Origin of the sequence: Lentzea sp. NEAU-D7 (assembly GCF_026242055.1) — a bacterium.
In the GTDB taxonomy this organism is placed as follows: domain Bacteria; phylum Actinomycetota; class Actinomycetes; order Mycobacteriales; family Pseudonocardiaceae; genus Lentzea.
Genome location: NZ_JAPJDL010000008.1, coordinates 48,083 through 64,643, shown reverse-complemented (window position 1 = coordinate 64,643; position 16,561 = coordinate 48,083). Strand labels below are relative to the sequence as shown.

At 66.6% G+C, this 16,561-nt stretch carries 8 protein-coding genes; 2 read left to right on the top strand and 6 right to left on the bottom strand.

Features of this window, described 5'->3' with window-relative positions:
• Positions 1–45: 45 nt before the first annotated feature.
• Genes ORI60_RS17725 through ORI60_RS17715 form a run of 3 tightly spaced genes read right to left on the bottom strand, consistent with a single transcriptional unit; the run spans position 46 to position 7,012 of the window.
• Positions 46–2,910, bottom strand: coding sequence for a hypothetical protein (locus ORI60_RS17725; protein ID WP_266038516.1), 2,865 nt, complete (start codon positions 2,908–2,910; stop codon positions 46–48).
• 14 nt (positions 2,911–2,924) lie between these two features.
• Complete coding sequence (locus ORI60_RS17720) at positions 2,925–5,783, bottom strand: tetratricopeptide repeat protein (protein WP_266038515.1); 2,859 nt, start codon at positions 5,781–5,783, stop codon at positions 2,925–2,927.
• Complete coding sequence (locus ORI60_RS17715) at positions 5,780–7,012, bottom strand: CHAT domain-containing protein (protein WP_266038514.1); 1,233 nt, start codon at positions 7,010–7,012, stop codon at positions 5,780–5,782. The genes ORI60_RS17720 and ORI60_RS17715 overlap by 4 nt, the downstream gene beginning before the upstream one ends.
• A gap of 397 nt (positions 7,013–7,409) precedes the next feature.
• Between ORI60_RS17715 and ORI60_RS17710 the strand changes: the two genes are divergently transcribed.
• The gene (locus ORI60_RS17710; RefSeq protein ID WP_266038512.1) at positions 7,410–8,261 is read left to right on the top strand and encodes a toll/interleukin-1 receptor domain-containing protein; all 852 of its coding nucleotides are present in this window, start codon (positions 7,410–7,412) and stop codon (positions 8,259–8,261) included.
• 259 nt (positions 8,262–8,520) lie between these two features.
• On the opposite strand, the gene ORI60_RS17705 is transcribed toward ORI60_RS17710, so the two are convergent.
• The gene (locus ORI60_RS17705; protein ID WP_266038511.1) at positions 8,521–8,928 is read right to left on the bottom strand and encodes an integrase core domain-containing protein; all 408 of its coding nucleotides are present in this window, start codon (positions 8,926–8,928) and stop codon (positions 8,521–8,523) included.
• Between ORI60_RS17705 and ORI60_RS17700 the strand changes: the two genes are divergently transcribed.
• Positions 8,927–9,409, top strand: a complete 483-nt coding sequence (locus ORI60_RS17700) for a hypothetical protein (protein WP_266038510.1) — start codon at positions 8,927–8,929, stop codon at positions 9,407–9,409. The genes ORI60_RS17705 and ORI60_RS17700 overlap by 2 nt on opposite strands.
• A gap of 305 nt (positions 9,410–9,714) precedes the next feature.
• Here ORI60_RS17700 and ORI60_RS17695 read toward each other — a convergent pair whose 3' ends face one another.
• Positions 9,715–10,755, bottom strand: a complete 1,041-nt coding sequence (locus ORI60_RS17695) for a hypothetical protein (protein WP_266038509.1) — start codon at positions 10,753–10,755, stop codon at positions 9,715–9,717.
• 333 nt (positions 10,756–11,088) lie between these two features.
• Positions 11,089–16,359: an NACHT domain-containing protein gene (locus ORI60_RS17690; protein ID WP_266038508.1), complete on the bottom strand. Its 5,271-nt coding sequence runs from the start codon at positions 16,357–16,359 to the stop codon at positions 11,089–11,091.
• Positions 16,360–16,561 lie beyond the last annotated feature (202 nt).

Here is a 16,561-nt window from a genome sequence, read left to right as displayed (position 1 = left end):
GCATCTTCTGCTGTTCCCGTCGTTTTGGACCGATGCGCTACCGCCCTACCGGCCATAGTGCACCGGCGGCGTTCCCGCTCCTTCCAAAAGGGCTCGCACGTGCCTCATCCGGGTGATCAGATCGGGGTCGATCGTCTCCAGCTCGTCGAGGTTCTCCCGGAGGTCGAGCTGACGCGCCCACAGCACACCGCGTCCGGCTTCGAGCAGTTCGAGGGCCTGTTCGGGAAGGTCTGCCGCGACGGCGGAAGCGCCGGCGTCCGCGGCGAGACTCGACCACCCGGCCAGTGCGTCCTCGCTGTCGCTGCGCAGCGCGCCCGCCCACACCAGGTCCGGCAGCAGGCCCACAGCGGCCTCGTAGGACTCGACCGCAACCGGCCACGCCCCGCGCTCCGCAGCGGCGCGTCCGCGTGCCGCGCACGCGATCAGCCGCGTCGAACTCGCAGCGCTTGCCGTGCCGCCCGCCTGTTCCCACACCTGCTCGGCACGCACGGCGTCATCGGCCGCGCCGTCGCGGACGGAACGGGCACGCAACGCGCTGCCCAGGTTGAGCAGGGACTTGGCCCTGTCGGGATGCTCCGGCGGAACCGAATCGACCGCTTCGGTGCAGTAGCGCACGGCATCGTCGAGATCCACGTCGTCGCCGTCGCGCTCGTACTTGCGCAGCAGGACGAGTCCTAGGTTGGCCGCACGGCCCGGCCGGCCGATCGCCTTCTCAGGTGTCGCCTCGACCGCGCCACGGCTCATCCGGACGGCCTCGTCGAGGTCCTCGGGGTCTCGCTTCAGCCGGTACCTCAACTCCAGTGCGATGCCAAGGTTCGACATCCGACCGGCGCGATCCGGATGTCCCGCCGGCGTGTTCTCGACGGCCGCCCGCCCGGAGAGGACGGCATCGTCGAGGTCACCGCCGGACTCGGTCCTGACGAACCTGGTCATCGCCAGTGTCGTGAGGTTCGTCAACGCCCGGTTGCGGTCGACGTGCCCGAGCGGGAGTTCCTCCACCGTCTCGCGGTTCGCCTCGATCGCCTCGTTGAGATCGCCCAGCGCGCCGAACCGCTCGAACCTCGAGACAAGGCCGGCGGCGAGAACAGAAAGACACCTCAACCGGTCCATGGCCGAGAGCGACCGTGTGCCGGTGGCCTGCCGAGCGACGTCGATGGCCTCGTCCAGGTCCGTGGCACCACCGGTCCGCTCGTAGCGGGTGAGCAGGATGCTGCTGAGGTTCGACCGGTAGCGGTTGCGCCTGGGATCGAGTTCCGTGCTCTCGTCGACCGCGTACCGCTGATGCTCGACCGCGGCGTCGAGGTCGGCCTCATCCCCGCCGTGCACGAACCGCACGCGCAGCATCGCCCCCAGGTTCGAGCGGTAACGGGGCAACGACGCATGCCCGCCGGGAACGGCCGCGACCGCCCGTCGCGCGGTCTCGATCGCCAGGTCGAGGTGATCGGTCCGGCCCAGCAGCTCGAACGACGTCCGCAGCGCGTTCGCGCAGTTCGACAGGATCGCTCCTGCTCCCGGTTCGTTCTCCGGCAACGCCTCTACGGCCGCCAGGTGGTGTTCCACGCAGATCCGCAGGTCCTCTGCCGACGACGTCTCGTCGTAGTTCGCGCGGAGCACCATGCCCAGGTTCGAGAGCCGGCGCGCCAGGTCGGGCGAGCCGGGCTCGGTGCACTCGACCGCGCGATCACACGCCCGCACCGCGAATTCCAGGTCCGCGAAGTCCCGGTGCCGTTCGAAGCGTGTCAGCAGGGTGGTGCCGAAGTCCGACGCCCACGCTCCGAACCGGACGTCCTGGGGCGACCCATGGTCCCACGCGATGCGAAGCGCGTCGACCGCGGCGTCCAGGTCCTCGTCCGCTCCGGTCGCTTCGAACCGGCCGCGCAGGGTCAGGCCGAGGTTGGCCGCCCGCGCCGGCTGCAGGGCGTCGTCCTGCTGTGTCATCCGCAGTGCCTCCTGGTGAGATTCGACCGCTTCATCCAGAACGGACAGATCCCGGGTCCACTCGTACCTGAGCACCAGAGCGGCGCCCAGTGCGGTCAGCCTCACCGCTCGCTCCTGGTGCCGGCCGGCGGTCGCGGTCGCGCGCAGCAGGTCGATCGCCTCGTCGAGATCGGGAACGGATCGGCGCCGTTGCGCGCGGGAGCGGAGCGTGATCGCCAGGTTCGTCAGCCGCGCTGTTCGCCGAGGATCGTCGGCCGGTGTGGCGGCGACCGCCTCGCGGAGATGGTCGACCGCGGGGTCGCGCAGGTCCTCCGTTCCGGTGTGGTCGGCTAGCAGGCCAAGGCAGACGGCCAGTGTCGTCAGAAGGTTCGGGCGCGCCGGTGAACCGGGGTCGGAGGCCTCGACGGCACGTTCCGCCCAGTCGAACGCCTCCGCGAGGTCGGCGAGGCGCCTGGTGCGCTCGTACCTCATGCGCAACGCGGTGGAGAGGTTGGACATCGCCTCCAGACGGTCGGGGTGGGTGCCGCCACCGTCCTGCTGGAGCGTGGTGCGGTAGCCGGAGATCGCGTGCGCGAGCGCGTTGGCGTCGCCGGTCTTGATCGCTATCTCCATCATGTGCTTGCCGGTGCGCACGTTGCCCACGTCGTCGAGGTCCACGGCCGCCGCGATCGCCGCTCGCACCGCGGGTGCCATCCCCTCACTGTGCCGGGAGACCTCGGCGAGTACGGACCTGGCCGCCCCCAGCGCGGCCGTTCGCGCCTCACCTGGCGGCAACGCGTTGCCGTGCGCGAAGAGGAGCATGCCCGCGATCAGCGCCACGTCGACGGCGTCGTGTCCCGCGGGCACGGTGGCCGAGAGCAGCTTCTCCGCGATCGCGGGCGTGACCGGGTCCAGGACCCCTTCGCGGTTCCCGCTCTCCGCCGCCCGCAACCGGGCGGCGGCGGTCTCCAGTAACGCCTCGAACTCGTCCACGTGCTGCCTTCCCGTCATGGCCGTGCGGCCGGGTTCAGGACGGTCGACGCGATGCTTCCCGCACCGCGCGGCGGGTGGTTGAGCAGGCGTCCCACCTCGGTGAGCCGCCGATGCAGTGCCACGTCCGGCCCCGGCAACCCGCCTGTGGCGTCCTTCAGCTGGTTCCACAGCACGGACCGGCCCGTTTCCAGCGCCTCCAGGGCCTCTTCCGGCCGCCCGGCCTCGATCAGCGCCGCACAGGCGTCGGTGGCCAGGCCCTGGGAAGTGACCAGATGGGCTTCGCGTGAGCGGCGGTCCAGCCCGTGCCACGACGTCACCCCGATCAACCCGACCGCGTCGGTGTACGCCGAGGCGGCCTGCTGCACGAGCCCGTGGGCGGCGGCCACCCGGCCGCTCCAGCGGGCCGCCAGCATGCGCACCACCGGTGGAGCCTCCTGCTTTCCGAAGGCATCCGCGAAGCATGCGAGCGCTTCGTCCACAAAGGATCCGTCGCCTGTCTCCCGGCCTGCCGACCCCAGAGCGATACCGAGATCGGTCAGGTGCAGTGCGCGTTCGGGCCGTCCGGGCGGTGTGCCCGCTACCGCCTCCCTGGCCCAGGAGATCGCCTCGTCGAGCGTCTGCGGCTCGTGCGCGGCCGTGTGCAGTGACAGCAGCGTCATCGCGAGGTTGGCGCACAGCACAGCGCGATCCGACGAGTCCGGCTCGGCCGCGCGGACCGCTTCACGAAGGTGACGCACTGCGTCCCTGAGGTCCTCGGGTTCGTCGTCCCGGGCGGCCCGTGCGGCCAGCACGGTTCCGAGGTTGCTCCAGCGACCGGCCAGGACGGGCGAACCGGCCGGGGTCAGTTCGACCGCCGCGGCGGCGGCCTCGGCGGCGGCGTCGAGGTCTGCCGGACGGTGCAGGGCCTCGTACCTGGTCAGCATCGCACCGGCCACGGTCGACAGGCGGGCGGCGCGGTGGGGTCCGGGGAGCAGGTCTCCTCGGACGGCTTCCCGCGCCAGCTCCACGGCTTCGTCGACGTCTTCCAGCTCACCGAGACTTTCGAACCGCTCGCACAGCACGGCGGCGAGGTTGGCCAGTTGCGGTCCGCTGTCCTGGTGGTGTGCGCCCAGCACGGACACCGCACTCCGGCCGGCGACGACAGCGCGGTCGAGGTCTTCGGTCACGCCCCGGAGCTGATACCGGAAGCTCAACGCGACCGAGAGCGTCGAGCCGAACATCGCCAGATCGTCGCGTTGCCGCGCTCTCTCGACCGCGCGTTCCCCGGTCGCCACCGCGTTGTCCAGGTCCTGCGGATCGGCGGACCACTGCGCTCGCGCCCACCAGGCCGCGGCAAGATTGCCGAGGAACGTGGCCGCCGCGCGGTGTTCGCCTGCGACCGGGGCTACCACCTGCTGCGCGAGGTTGATCGACTCGTCGATGTCGGCGATCGATCCGTGCGCCTCGAACAGTCCGTGCAGGGCGAGGCCGAGCACGGAAAGGGCTCTTGGTGTGTGCGCATGAGATGTGCCGGCCAATGTCACGGCTCGTCGCCCGACCTCCACGGCCTCGCCGATCGCCGCGAGGTCTCCCGCGCGCTCGAACCGGGTCTGCAGTGCCACGCTGAGGTTGATCAGGCACGAGACCACGTGCGCGCTGTCCTCGGGCAGACCGTCTGCCGCCGAACGCACCAGGCCGATCGCCTCGTCCCAGTCGCCCTCCTGTCCCGTGCGGCACCACCGGTCGAGCAGGAGGAGGCCGAGAGTGGACCGGCGTACTTCCCTGGCGAGCACTTCTCTTGTGGCGCAGGCCGAGCGCGCCACGGTGATCGCGGTGTCCAGGTCCTCGATGTCGCCCGCGGCCCGGTAGCGCGCGGCCGAGGTCGCGGCGACGGCGTCTGCGGGTTCGGCCGGATCCAGTCCGGCCCTGAGCGCGAGGTCCGCTGCCTCGCGGCCACTCCGCACGGCTTCGTCGAGATCCGCCTCGGCGCCGTCCCGTTCGTAGCGGGCCAGCAGGGCACGGGCGAGTGTGGTCAACGCGTCCGGCAAGCCCTCCTCGTCCGTCGCGGTCACGAGCGCGCGGCAGACGTCGATCGCCTCGGTCAAGCCTGCGTCGTCTCCCCCGGCCTGGTGCCACGTCACCAGCGCCTGCGCGAAGTTGTTCCACAGCAACGAGTTCTCCGCGAGGATCACGCTCTCCACCAGCGAATCCCGGTAACACGAGACGGCCCTGCCGATGTGGGTGACGTCGCTCGTCCGGTCGAACGACGTGAGCCACACGGCTCCCAGCACGGCGAACACCCCGCCGCGGTGCGGGTCGTGCTCCGAGACGAGACCCGCCGCGCGCTCAGCTGCGGCAAGGGCGTCCTCCAGGTCGCCGGTGTCCCCTGACAGGAGGTGACGTTCTCTCAGCGCGCTTGCCAGGTTGGTGCACCAGGAGGAGAGCACGTCCGCCTCGGCGGAGGTGCCGCCGGAGACCGCCGCCGCCAGAAGGGTCACGGCCGTGTTGAGCTCTGCCGCCTCACCCGTGTCGAGGTACGCGACGAGCGCTGCCGCACCGAACTCGGCCGCCGAGCCGGGATCGATCAGCGCGTGGATCTCCTCCGGCACGTGCTCGGGAGCGACGTCGATCAGCGCCTGGAAGACGTCGATCGCCCGGCGCAGATCGGCTCGGGCCTGGTCACCGTCGCCCGCGACGACCCTGCACCAGTACAACCAGCCCGCCGCGACCCGCGTCTCCACATCCGGCCCGGAGTCGGGCCTCTCGGTGTCCAGCAGCGCGGCGGCCTCCTCGGCTGCTTCGTCGCCGAGCACGGCAGCACCGTCCCGCGTGGTCGCGTACCTCTCCACTCTGGACTCGACCCGGCGCAGCAGCAGCTCACGGTCGTCCGTCATGAGCCGGTGTGGGTGAAGGGCAGCCACACTTCCAGCGGCCGTCCCCCATCACGCATGTCACGCACGACCGCGTGGAGCATTTGCGCCGAGCGTTCGGGGAAGAACACGCCGCCCACGATCGATCGGAGGTAGAACGCCTTGGTAACCTCCGCGGCGACGGTGCTGTCGATCGACCAGGCGGTCGCGACGACGTTGCGGAAGCCGCCGTAGTTCATGGCCGCCGCGAGTGTGATCACCTCGTCCGGCAGGTGCAGTCCGCCTGTCGCGGTCCGGCACGCGGACAGGAACGCGAAGTCTCCCTCGAAGCGGGACTCGGCGAGCCGGACGATGGTCAGCAGGCCGTCGGACAGCATGAAGCCCGCCCGCGACGGGTCGTTCACGTCCTGCCGGCCGTGGCAACTGAGGTGCACGCGCCGATGACCCACGATGTCCTGCTGTACCGCCCCGACGGTGGCGTCCGTGCCTTCCCGCAAGGTCACGCCACCGGGGTAGCACCTGCGCAGGAAATCACGCTCGCGCGTCACCTCCTCGCGCAACGCCACCTGGTCCTGGTGGTCGGGAGCGCCGACGAACAGCAGCGGGGAGGTGACGCCCCGCTCGTCGCGGGACGGGCGGGAGAGGCCGAGCGCACGCACCGTCGGTGTGTAGGAGGGAATGACGCGGTCGATGACCGTTCGCCTGCTCCCGTCGAAGTGGTACCCGGCACCGTGCAGTGGCAGCAGCGTGAGCAGGCCGGTGGGGCACCACCACAGGCGGCGCTCAGGTTCGGCCGACGACTCGGTGATCCCGAGCTCGGCGAACACGGGCTCCGCCACGGCGTCCCACAGCCACTCGACGGTCTCCCGCAGAACGGTCTCCCGCTGTTTCCGCGCCTCGGCCTCCGCCTCGAGTTCCTCCACAAAGGACAGACCTGCCACCTGCCCGTCACCGCGCAGCGCGTTCAGGTAGGCAACGGTCCTGCGCATGACCTCGTCGGCCGTCAGCGGGAGCTCGACGGGACGCACTCCCTCCGGACCGACGATCAGCGCATCACACCGCAGCGTGCTGACGTTGACCACCACGACGGGCCCCTGCCGGACGCCGGAGATCAGCGCGTCGAGTCGCGGTGGCCGAAGGAAGTCCTCGAATCCGTGACCCCGAACGCGTTCGACCAGGCTGTCCCATTCCCTGGCCAGCGCCATCCGCCGATCGGCTTCGCTCGGATAACCGCCATCAGCTTCACGTGACACCAATCGAGCCCGTCCTGTTCCGGTGAGCCGTGATCCACATCAATCTCCGCCACCATATACTTCCTCGGCCAGAAGCAACGCCCCGCTGGAGAGTGATCACGTGAACGACCAGTTCGAGCCGGGTTTTCACGGCGACGTATCGCTCTTTCTGGCGAGGCCCGACAGAGATCTGGCGGATGCGCCCGGCAACGTGATCATGGGCCGGATCAAATTGAACTCCTGGCGGATCAACCGACTGGAAAAGATTCCATCCGACCTCGCCGGAAAAATCGGATACCTGATCCGGCTGAGCTATGACTTCGACCTGAGACCAGGGGTTCCTGAGCCCGGCTGGGCGACGGTGCGGTTCAGGTTCGCCGACTCAACGGCGACAGTCCTCGACGCGATCCCCGACCACGTGACCACACCCGTAGGCCGCACGACCTACCGGCTGACCGAACAACTGCACTTCGTGCCCGCGGTCGGCGACGCCCCCTCGCCGTGGCCCGCGGGTTCGCCGGCGACGAGCGTCGTCCTGCCCGCCGTGCGCCCGGAGATCTCGTGCTCGGGCACCCAGAACTCACACGTGGGATGGAGACACACGAACGGCATGCCGGCAGGCACGCACACGGCTTACCTGGTGCTCCTGACCTCCGAGCACGACGACCACGTTCACGTCATCGCCGAAGGACACTACGACTACATCCCGCAGGCCGGCGTCCGCCTCCGACCGGCGAGCACCGCGGACGCCTTCGTCGTGCGACTGCCCCGCAACGAGCACGAACGACCCGAGCCCGCGCCCCCGGCGATAGGTGGTCGCGTGCTGGTCTCCTATGCGCCGGAACACGAGTCCTGGGTGCGCTCAGTGGAGGAGACCCTCACGAAGGCGGGCTTCCGGGTCGAGTCCGACCGCTGTCCACTGCCCTCCGCCGAGGAGTGCGGCGACTGGGTCACCACTCAGGCCCTGCGCGCGGACCACGTGATCGTCGTGACCTCTCAGTCCTATGTGGATGCCACCAGGGCGGTCGCGCCTACGGGTGATCGGCTGCGCGCGAAGCTGGAGCACGGCAGCTTCGCCGGCCTGCTCGCGAGGAACGGCGCGAAGTGGGCGAGGAAGTTCCTGCTGGTCCGGCCGGTGGCGAACGGTGAACCGGCTGCGGACGTGCCGCGGGACTGGCTGCCCGAGGTCACCGAACTCACCGTCGAGAAGGACTCGGAGGCCGGGCTGGACGAACTGCTCGAGTGGCTCGCCCGAGCACCGACCGCGTGAGCGAATCGGGGTGGACGACGTCCGGTCACGCCGGCGAAAACCTGCTCCGGACACGTCTGCTCAAGCCCGTCGACGTGGCCCGCTACGAGGGCCGCGGGCTGAACTCCGGCGGCATCAGGTCCACCGAAAGCCTCGTCCAGCGCCGCGAGCTGGGCGTCCGGACAGCCTGTCCGGACGCCCTTGCGGCGTCCAGCGAGATCACAGCGGTTCACCCGGTTGTCCGGGGCCCTGTGCGTGCCGAAAATTACGTCCGCACAGGTCAAGCGGCGTGCCGATACTCGTGGAGGACTCCACCGAGACGGTCCCGTCGGAGCACCGCAAGGCGTTCGATCCGGTCAGGTCCAAGGGGCTGGTGCCGGGATCGCAAGGGTGCTGCCGCGGCGAGGGATCGGTGGGTACGGTGCTCGTTGTAGTGCCGCTCGTACTCACGCAGCGCGCGCCGAAGATGGGCCTCGTTCCAGATCAGTGTGCGGTCCAGGAGTTCGCCGCGCAGCGTCTTGACCCAGCGTTCCATGATCGCGTTCATGCGGGGCACCCTGACGCCGGTCAGGATCGTCGCGATCCTGGCACCGCCGAGGATCTCGTCGATCAGTGCCGGGTACTTGCCGTCGCGGTCGCGAATGAGGAACCTGATCCGCACGACGCATCCGGTGTCCTCGAGGTCCATGAGCAAGTTTCGGATCGCCTGGGTGAACCCAGGCATGGGTGGGGTGCGCGGTCGTGCCGACTATCCATGCACGGCGACTGGCGTGGTGGATGACGGCGAGAATGTACTGGCGCTGGCCGGTCAGCGTGACCGGCTCGATGAAATCCATTGCCAGGATCGCCTCCGCCTGCGAGCGCAGGAAGTCGCCCCAGGTAACGGTTGTCCGGCGCGGCGCAGGATCGACGCCGGCAGTCTTGAGGATCTCCCACACCGTCGAGGCGGCGACCGCGACACCGAGGAGCGCGAGTTCACCGTGGATACGCCGATACCCCCACGACGGGTTCTCGGCCGCCAGCCGCAGGACGAGCAGGCGGATCGAAGCCACCGTGCGTGGACGTCCGGGCGCCCGATTCACGCTCGCACGGGCATGGCGACCCTTCGTCAAGTCGCGATGCCACCTCAGCACCGTGTCCGGGCTGACCAACAGCCGGAAGCGGCGTAACGCCGCGCGGGTTAAGGGCTCGAGGAAGGAAGCAAGCAACGCCCTGTCCTCAGGCCGCAGTCGTGGGCGCTGATCACCGAGCTGTCTGCGCAAGACCTCAAGCTGATGGCGTAGAGCGAGAATCTCGACGTCCTTCTCACGATCGCTCATGCGCAACAGCCATAACGCAGCGAAGGCGTGGGAGACGGCGAGGTAGGTGAAGCGGACCAGCACGGCCGCGATCATGCCGGAGGATGATCGCTAGCACGTCGATGCCTGCTGACCTGCACGGACGTATTTCTCAGCACGCACAACGCCGCAGATGGTCAGGAGACCTCGTAAGGGAGCGCGGCGAGTTCGAGTAGCAGCTTCGACGTCGAGTTGAGTTCCGCGGCGATCGTGCCGAGCGTGGCGTCGGCCGGTAGCTGGAACCGGGCGCCGAACATGCATTGGCCGCGCTGCTTGGCCTGTTTCTCGCCGAAGCCGATGCCGAGGTGTCGCGGCCCGCCGTCAGCGATCATCTGTTTCCACGCTGCTCGGTCGTGCGGGGCCTTGGGGTTGGCCGAGGTGCTCACCCAGTCGTGTCGCGCGGCCTCCATCGTCGGCCACAGCGAGCGCAGGTAGGTCCAGTCGAAGTCTGCGGACGTGCGCACGTCCCTCTGCATGAGGCAGACCTTCACCGACGGTCCCTGGACACTTCCCCACCTAGGATCTCCCGCGTGCTTGGGGTAGGCCTGGACACTGAGTCGTTCCTCGGCCTCGACGTGGACCCAGTAGCCCGGTTTCCGGGCGGGCGCGTAGAGCCTCGCTACCCAGCTCTGGCCGGCCGACGAGCTCACCAGGTCGTGCTCGACATCGGGTGGTGGCCGCAGCTGGCGGTACACCCATGCCATCCGGGCACGCATGGCGATGACGAAGCCCTCGCCGTCTCGCAGGTCGTTCCATCGCGTGCCCGCCGAGAGCCGTGGCATCTCCCCGTCGACGTAGGACAACCAGGTGGACGCCGTCTGCGCGACCAGTGGGACGCTACTTCTGGACAACGCCCGCAGCAGGTCCTCCCAGCGCACCGAGCGCCATCCCGCAGAGCTGGGGACGTCGATCGGAAAGTGCTCCAACGTGATCAGCACGTGATGGGGAACGCCCGCGAAGTGGTCGCGGTAGCGCCGCAACTGGTCGAGCCCGAGGCCAGACAGGACCTTCGCCTCCGCGACGCAGCGCTTCTCATTGCCCACGCTGATGAGGAGGTCGACGCGGCCGCCGCTGCCGGCCGACGCCTCGCGTTCGACCGAGACGTGGGCCGGCAAGTCGCCAAGGCCCAACAGGTCAGCCACCGGGTCCGGATCCAGCTCGATCAGCGTCGCGACCAAGTCGCTCCACTTGTTCTCAGCGCCCAGCGGCACCAGATGGCGAATCGGCTTGGTCATGGTGCTGCATCCGTACGCACGGTCAGCCGAAAGCCTTTCTCCGTCGAGTCGAATGCTGCAACGGCAGTCGTCTCAGGGCACGGCCCAGATGACCGTAAACAAACATCGCGTTGGCCGAGTCAGGCGGTGACCTGCCCTGCTGCTCGACAAAATCTACGACAGACGACCACGCCACCCGCAGACTGCAACACATCTCGTTCCCCAGCGGACTCATCAAACGTGTGCAGATGCCGCGCGTGACGTGCAGCGACGACTTTTCGAGCGGCACAACCTTGCTCAAGCTCCGCATGGCCGTGTCGCCAACGACCGAACGAGTTCGCGCGCCTCTTCGCGAAAGAGAGCGCTGCAGTGCGCCAGAGTACGAGCGGCTCCAACGCGCACTTGACGACTCACCGACTCGTCATATGCAATCGCACGAGCAACCAGCGCGGCCTCCTCACGGAGATCACGACGCAGTTCCACCATCGCGTTGGAACAGCGAAGGCGCACAACGGGACCAAGATCGCAGTCAAGCGCCATCGCCCGCAACTCCCGCGCGGCCACGTCCGGTTCGATCGTGCCAAGCGATCGCAATACCTGCTTACGCAGCATCGGCTTGCCAACCGTCGACAAGAGAACCAGGATCTTCCGAGCATCTCGACGCCGAGCCGGAGAGATCTTGCCAAGAACAGCAGCGGCGTTAGCACGGGCGGTGACGGGGTTGGCGTCGTCGTTTGCGATCACCCAGAGCGCCTGCGACGCCTCCTCGTGACCTCGGATACCGAGTTCAGAGAGGTCCTCTGCCGCTCGCCACCGCATGCCCGCCGGAAGACGGAGATCGGTCGCGATGGCGCCGAGCACCTGCACCCCAGCCGCTCGATCGTCAACTGCGGCAGCAACGAGGTGCTTCGCGATCTTCCAACGCGCCACAGGGTGTGCTCGTTCGTCGTCACGCATGGTGCGCAGTGCACTCAAGCCGTCGACGCGACTCAACTCGATGAGCGCACGGACACGCCACAACACGGGGTGCAGGCAGTCCGCTGCCACCTCGCGCCACAGGTCTGTCATCTGTGGACGACGATGTAGACTAAGCTTCCTCAACATCACTGCGCATCGAAACCGCTCGCGCACGGGTTTCGTGACATCGGACGCGGTGTCGTAAGCAGTTTGTCGAATGCGATTTCGGTGTTCGACTCCAAGTTTGGCGATTTGCAGCCTCGCCGAGTCGGCAACACCGGGTTCATTCGACAGGTGCTCAAGATACCCAAGCGCTTCCTGGACAAGCCTCGCCGACGAACTCGCCAGCGCCGATGCAGCGACGACCTTCTCGCGCCGTGAGAATTCGGGCGCCGTCAGCACATCGCGGACCTCAGTTTCTATTTCCGCCGCCAGCGGATTCTCGCCCCACAGTCCAGGCCGAGGCAAGCGGTGCTCGATCGAAATTGTGTGGTCAGTAAGCAAGCCGCGCTCGACCTCCAAGCGGACGTCAGGTGGCAGGACACGAAGTATCCCTCGGCGAGCCGATTTCTCTGCGCCAGGATTTCTGGCAGCACCAACGGCAAGGTTCACGACGTCATCGAGCCTTGCTGGGATCAAGAAGTCGAGCCGTTCTATACAGGCTTCTCGTTCGCTCGGCGTGATCTCAGAGCTGGCCGCGAGATGCCGGAGTGCCGACGAGACGGTTTTCATCTCAGACTGGTCAAGCCTGACCAGTCGGTAACCAGCCGCGCATCTGATCGCGATGGGCGCGGACTCGTCGCGGAACACCTCCCTGTGGTGGTCGACGATTTTAGCCGACGCGGAGTTGTCCAGTTCCACTAGCCTAGCCATCACGCGACTGCGGGACTCGTCTCCCAGACAGTCATCCGCGGCTTGGTCACGAAGTTCTTCAACACCCTCGCCCGTGAGGTCAACTAACACTGATGCGACGGATTCCCGAACAACCCTATAGTTCGAACTCTGCAAGATCGCCCGGAGTGGTACAACCACGTCAGCCCCGAGCCGGACAAGGTCAAGCAGCGCCCGCCTCCAGCGAGCAGGCTGAACCTCGTGCACAGCAGCAAGAACCCGCGCCGTCGAGTCAGCGACTTGTTCGGGCACGAGGCGGGCCCACAGGACTGCAGCCAACAGGCTTTCCTGTGGCTCAAGGAAATCGTCGTGGACGATTTCTCGCAGCGAAACAACCACTTCCGCAGACTGCCCGAAGCCTAGTTCATTCAAAGCACTGATCGCATTCCATACCTCAAGGACGAGCGCATCAGGATCCTGCACAATCGAATGCAATCCGTCAGCCAGCCGCATGCGGTGGCCAGGCCCAACGGACACAAATGGCCTGACGACGTTCGCGTAATTCAGGCCCGCTATTCGTTCCGAAAGAATCTCAAGAACACCGTCGACGGCAGACTGATGAAATTTCGCCCCGAGCTGCAACATGCCTCGCGCTGCCTGCACTCGATCTCGAACAGCTCGCTTAGCATCCCCAAGTACAGCCCCCATTGCGGTCCCGACAACCTGCGTCGGATCACCCCCGCCGGAAGACAAAACTCGGGCGACGCCCCAAGCAATATTAATTGCGACACCGCCCTCTTGCATCAGACAAGACAATTCTCGCAACGCCTTGTCCCGATACTCCACTCCGAGGCCAAGCAGGGATCTCCACGCGCGCGCAATTAACTCGGGCCTGTTGTTTCCATGAGCAACTTTCAACAACGCTTCGACGATTTCAGCGTGAAGTTCAGGGCCTACACGAATGAGAGTATTGGCCGCTTCGCAGCGCATACGAGGGTCAGTGCCAATGCCACTTAGGTATCGGCGCAGCCTAGCCACAGCCGGAGATCTGTACGGTTCGCCAAGTCCGATGAGCAGGTCCAATGCACGAACTTCCTCATCAACGCCGAGCAGATGATCTTCAAGCACGCGCCGCGCGATTTCGGCAGACTCGTCGCAAAAATCTGGGCCGAGCTCTGCAAACAACTCTGCCACCCACATCAGGTTGTTCGCGCTGGTCGATGTGTCTCGCAGAACATCGCGCAACAACGGTAGAGTGTCACTTCTGAACTGTGGGCCGAGTTGACTCAACTCGCGAATACACCATACTTTATCAAAAGGATCGACCGCAGGTTCAACAAGAAGTCTCAAAAGCAACTTACGCGCTGCAAATTTATACAGAGGGCCGAGTTCGGCCAACGCAGCAGCAAAGGTGGTCCGACTACTTGAATGATATCGGAGGTCATCAAAGAGGACATTCAAATATCTTGCCGCCTCGTCCAACTGATCAGACCCTAGACACGCCAGACCCAACGCAGCACCACGACGAGAGGATGGATCGAGGACGGGGTCTCGCAGAACCGTCCTGAACGCATCGGCGCTTCTGCCGTAAAACTCGACACCAATCTCGATTAAGCCTGTCGCCGCTTCAAGAAAATCTTCTGTCGGCGTGTACTGGTTCTCCAACAACGCCGACAGTGCCGTTACGGCGTCTTCACGTGCGGCCGGACCGAACTTTGCCAGTACCACGGCTGCGGCTCGGCATTGAGCACCATTCGCTGATCGGGATGTCAGCACTGCCCGTAGACCACGTTCAGCAGTTTCCCGTTCGTCAGTGCTGCTCTGCGCCAGGGCTTCTGCCGCCGCCAGGCGGTGATCGACGAAAACCGTCTGCTCGTCGACGACCGACCGCAACAACTGGAGCGCTTCGCCGCCGTGGTTCGCGTCGCGCAATCTGATTGCAAGTGCGGTGGCCGCTTCCAGGCGTGATCGCCATGGCATGCAGACATCGCGCATCAGTCCGACCAGCCAGGTGGCCAGGCGCGGATGATGCGTAGCGCGGCTGGCCTGCCCGAGGATCTCCGTACTGAGGTAGTGCGTCGTAATCGCCCATCCCCGCACGGTTCCGAGGAACACGTCGATGACGTCCGCACTTGCCGGGAGGTGCTGGGCGAGCAGTCGAGCTGCCAGCAAGTGCTGTTCAGCCTCGCCCGTGTGCAGCCAACGCATGAGATGGTCGGCCTCGGCCGGCAGGAGGCGGGTGTAGTGGACCAGGACCGCTCGGCTGTGCTCACCCGCGTCCTCGGGCCGTGCGTCGTGCACCAAGCGGGCGAACGCGGTGTGATCGGGCTCGAAGTGTGGGGGAAGCTCTCGAGCCCTCGCAGAAGCGGCCAGGTGATCGGCGAAGCTGTGGTGCATGAACGCCAGGTCGTCGTCACCGCGGATTATCATCGGTCCCACTGCAGCAAGGAACGAGACGAGTCGTGTTTCCCAGCCGAAGGTGAGCTGATCTGCGGACATGTGTTTCGTGGCCCATTCGCAGGCTGCCACGACGAGCGAGGTGTCCGTATCCAGCCTCGTGCGACCAAGATGTTCGAGCAGTTTGACGCGGTGTGCCTCGAAAGGTCCCTCCATTACGACGTGTGTTGCGGCGAGCTGAGCCAGGTATCTGTCGTACAGCTCATACCGGTTGTCCGGTAGCGGCCGGTCACCGCGCTGTTCGAAGATGATCGCGGCGATCGTCGCGAGCAAAGGCACCCGCGCCAGCTCATCGAGGTGAGCATCGCGAACCTGTTGCAGGAAGCGGTAGGCACAGTTCTCCCCGACCTCTGCGAACCAGTGTTCGGCGAAACGTTGGACCGCCTTGTCGTCGAACGGCAGGAGCTCGTACCGGTTCGCACCGATGCGATGAAGCGGGGCGAGGCCACTCCCTTCGATCGGCCTGGTGGTGAGGACGATGCGGTAGGGAGATTCGTCAACGTCCGAGGTGATCATGGCCAGCACCTTTACCAGGTGCTCCCGCTCGGCGGGGTCGGCCACCTCGTCGAGAGCGTCGACCAGAAGCAACCAGCGACACCCCACCACCCTGCGCGCCAGGACGTCAGCGCCAACCTGGTCGCACAGCATCATGGCGGCGTACTCGACTCCAACGCAATCCGCTAGGAGCTGCGCGAAGGGCAGGCCGTCACGGGCACGGGCAGCAAGGTTTCGCGCGGTCACCTTCAGCGGCACCACGATCTCGAACAACGGCGGCTCGGAGCTGTCCGATCTCATCCAACGCTGTGCTGTCTCGGCAACAAGGCGCTGCAGCATCGTGGACTTCCCCTGCCCAGGGCCGCCGGTCACGATCAGATGGTCGTCGCCGTCGAGCGCCTGGCGAATCGTGCGAGCCGGCGGCCGGACCGCCAACCGAACCACACGGGCCGTAGGTGGCATACCAATCCATTGATCGTCCTCGTGCACGATCGGAACAGGCCGCGCGTGTTCAGGCTGCGACTCGTCGGTGGAGGTACCGAGGTCTTGCTGAACATGGACAGTGTCCAAAGACGGCTGCCGCGCGCCCCTCAGTCGATAGGGCGGTTCCTCCGCCATCGTCAGCTGCGCGCGCAGCAGCGATCGAACCTCTCGCGGAAGCGCGGGAAGCGTGTGCCAGCTTTCTGGTGGTTCGTGGTGTTCGTTGACCTGTTGCTGCACACCCTGGTGGAGGTGCACGTCACCATGGATGACACCAGCCAGCAAGGCGTTCCCCAGGACATCCCCCGCGATTTGGTTGGATGTCGTTGACGTGTTATCCCCGTCCACCTGATCGTTCTCCTGGCCCGAAGGGCGTGCTCGGGTAGCTCTGGCGGGCGAGTGTACGGGCCGCAGGTCCTCGCAGTGACTTGGAATTACTTGCTAAAGCTCAGCAATTGCCCCCAAGCTCTGTCCACATTGGATCGAGCTTGCCGCCTGTGGGGTTCCAAAACTAGGTCCAGAGTCCTGACCTGCGGCTCAGGCCTGTGCG

Excerpts from the sequence above, each read along its gene's own strand:
- ORI60_RS17720 (WP_266038515.1), bottom strand. The coding sequence starts at position 5,783 with ATGACGGACGACCGTGAGCTGCTGCTGCGCCGGGTCGAGTCCAGAGTG.
- ORI60_RS17700 (WP_266038510.1), top strand. The coding sequence starts at position 8,927 with ATGAGCAAGTTTCGGATCGCCTGGGTGAACCCAGGCATGGGTGGGGTG.
- ORI60_RS17705 (WP_266038511.1), bottom strand. The coding sequence starts at position 8,928 with ATGGACCTCGAGGACACCGGATGCGTCGTGCGGATCAGGTTCCTCATT.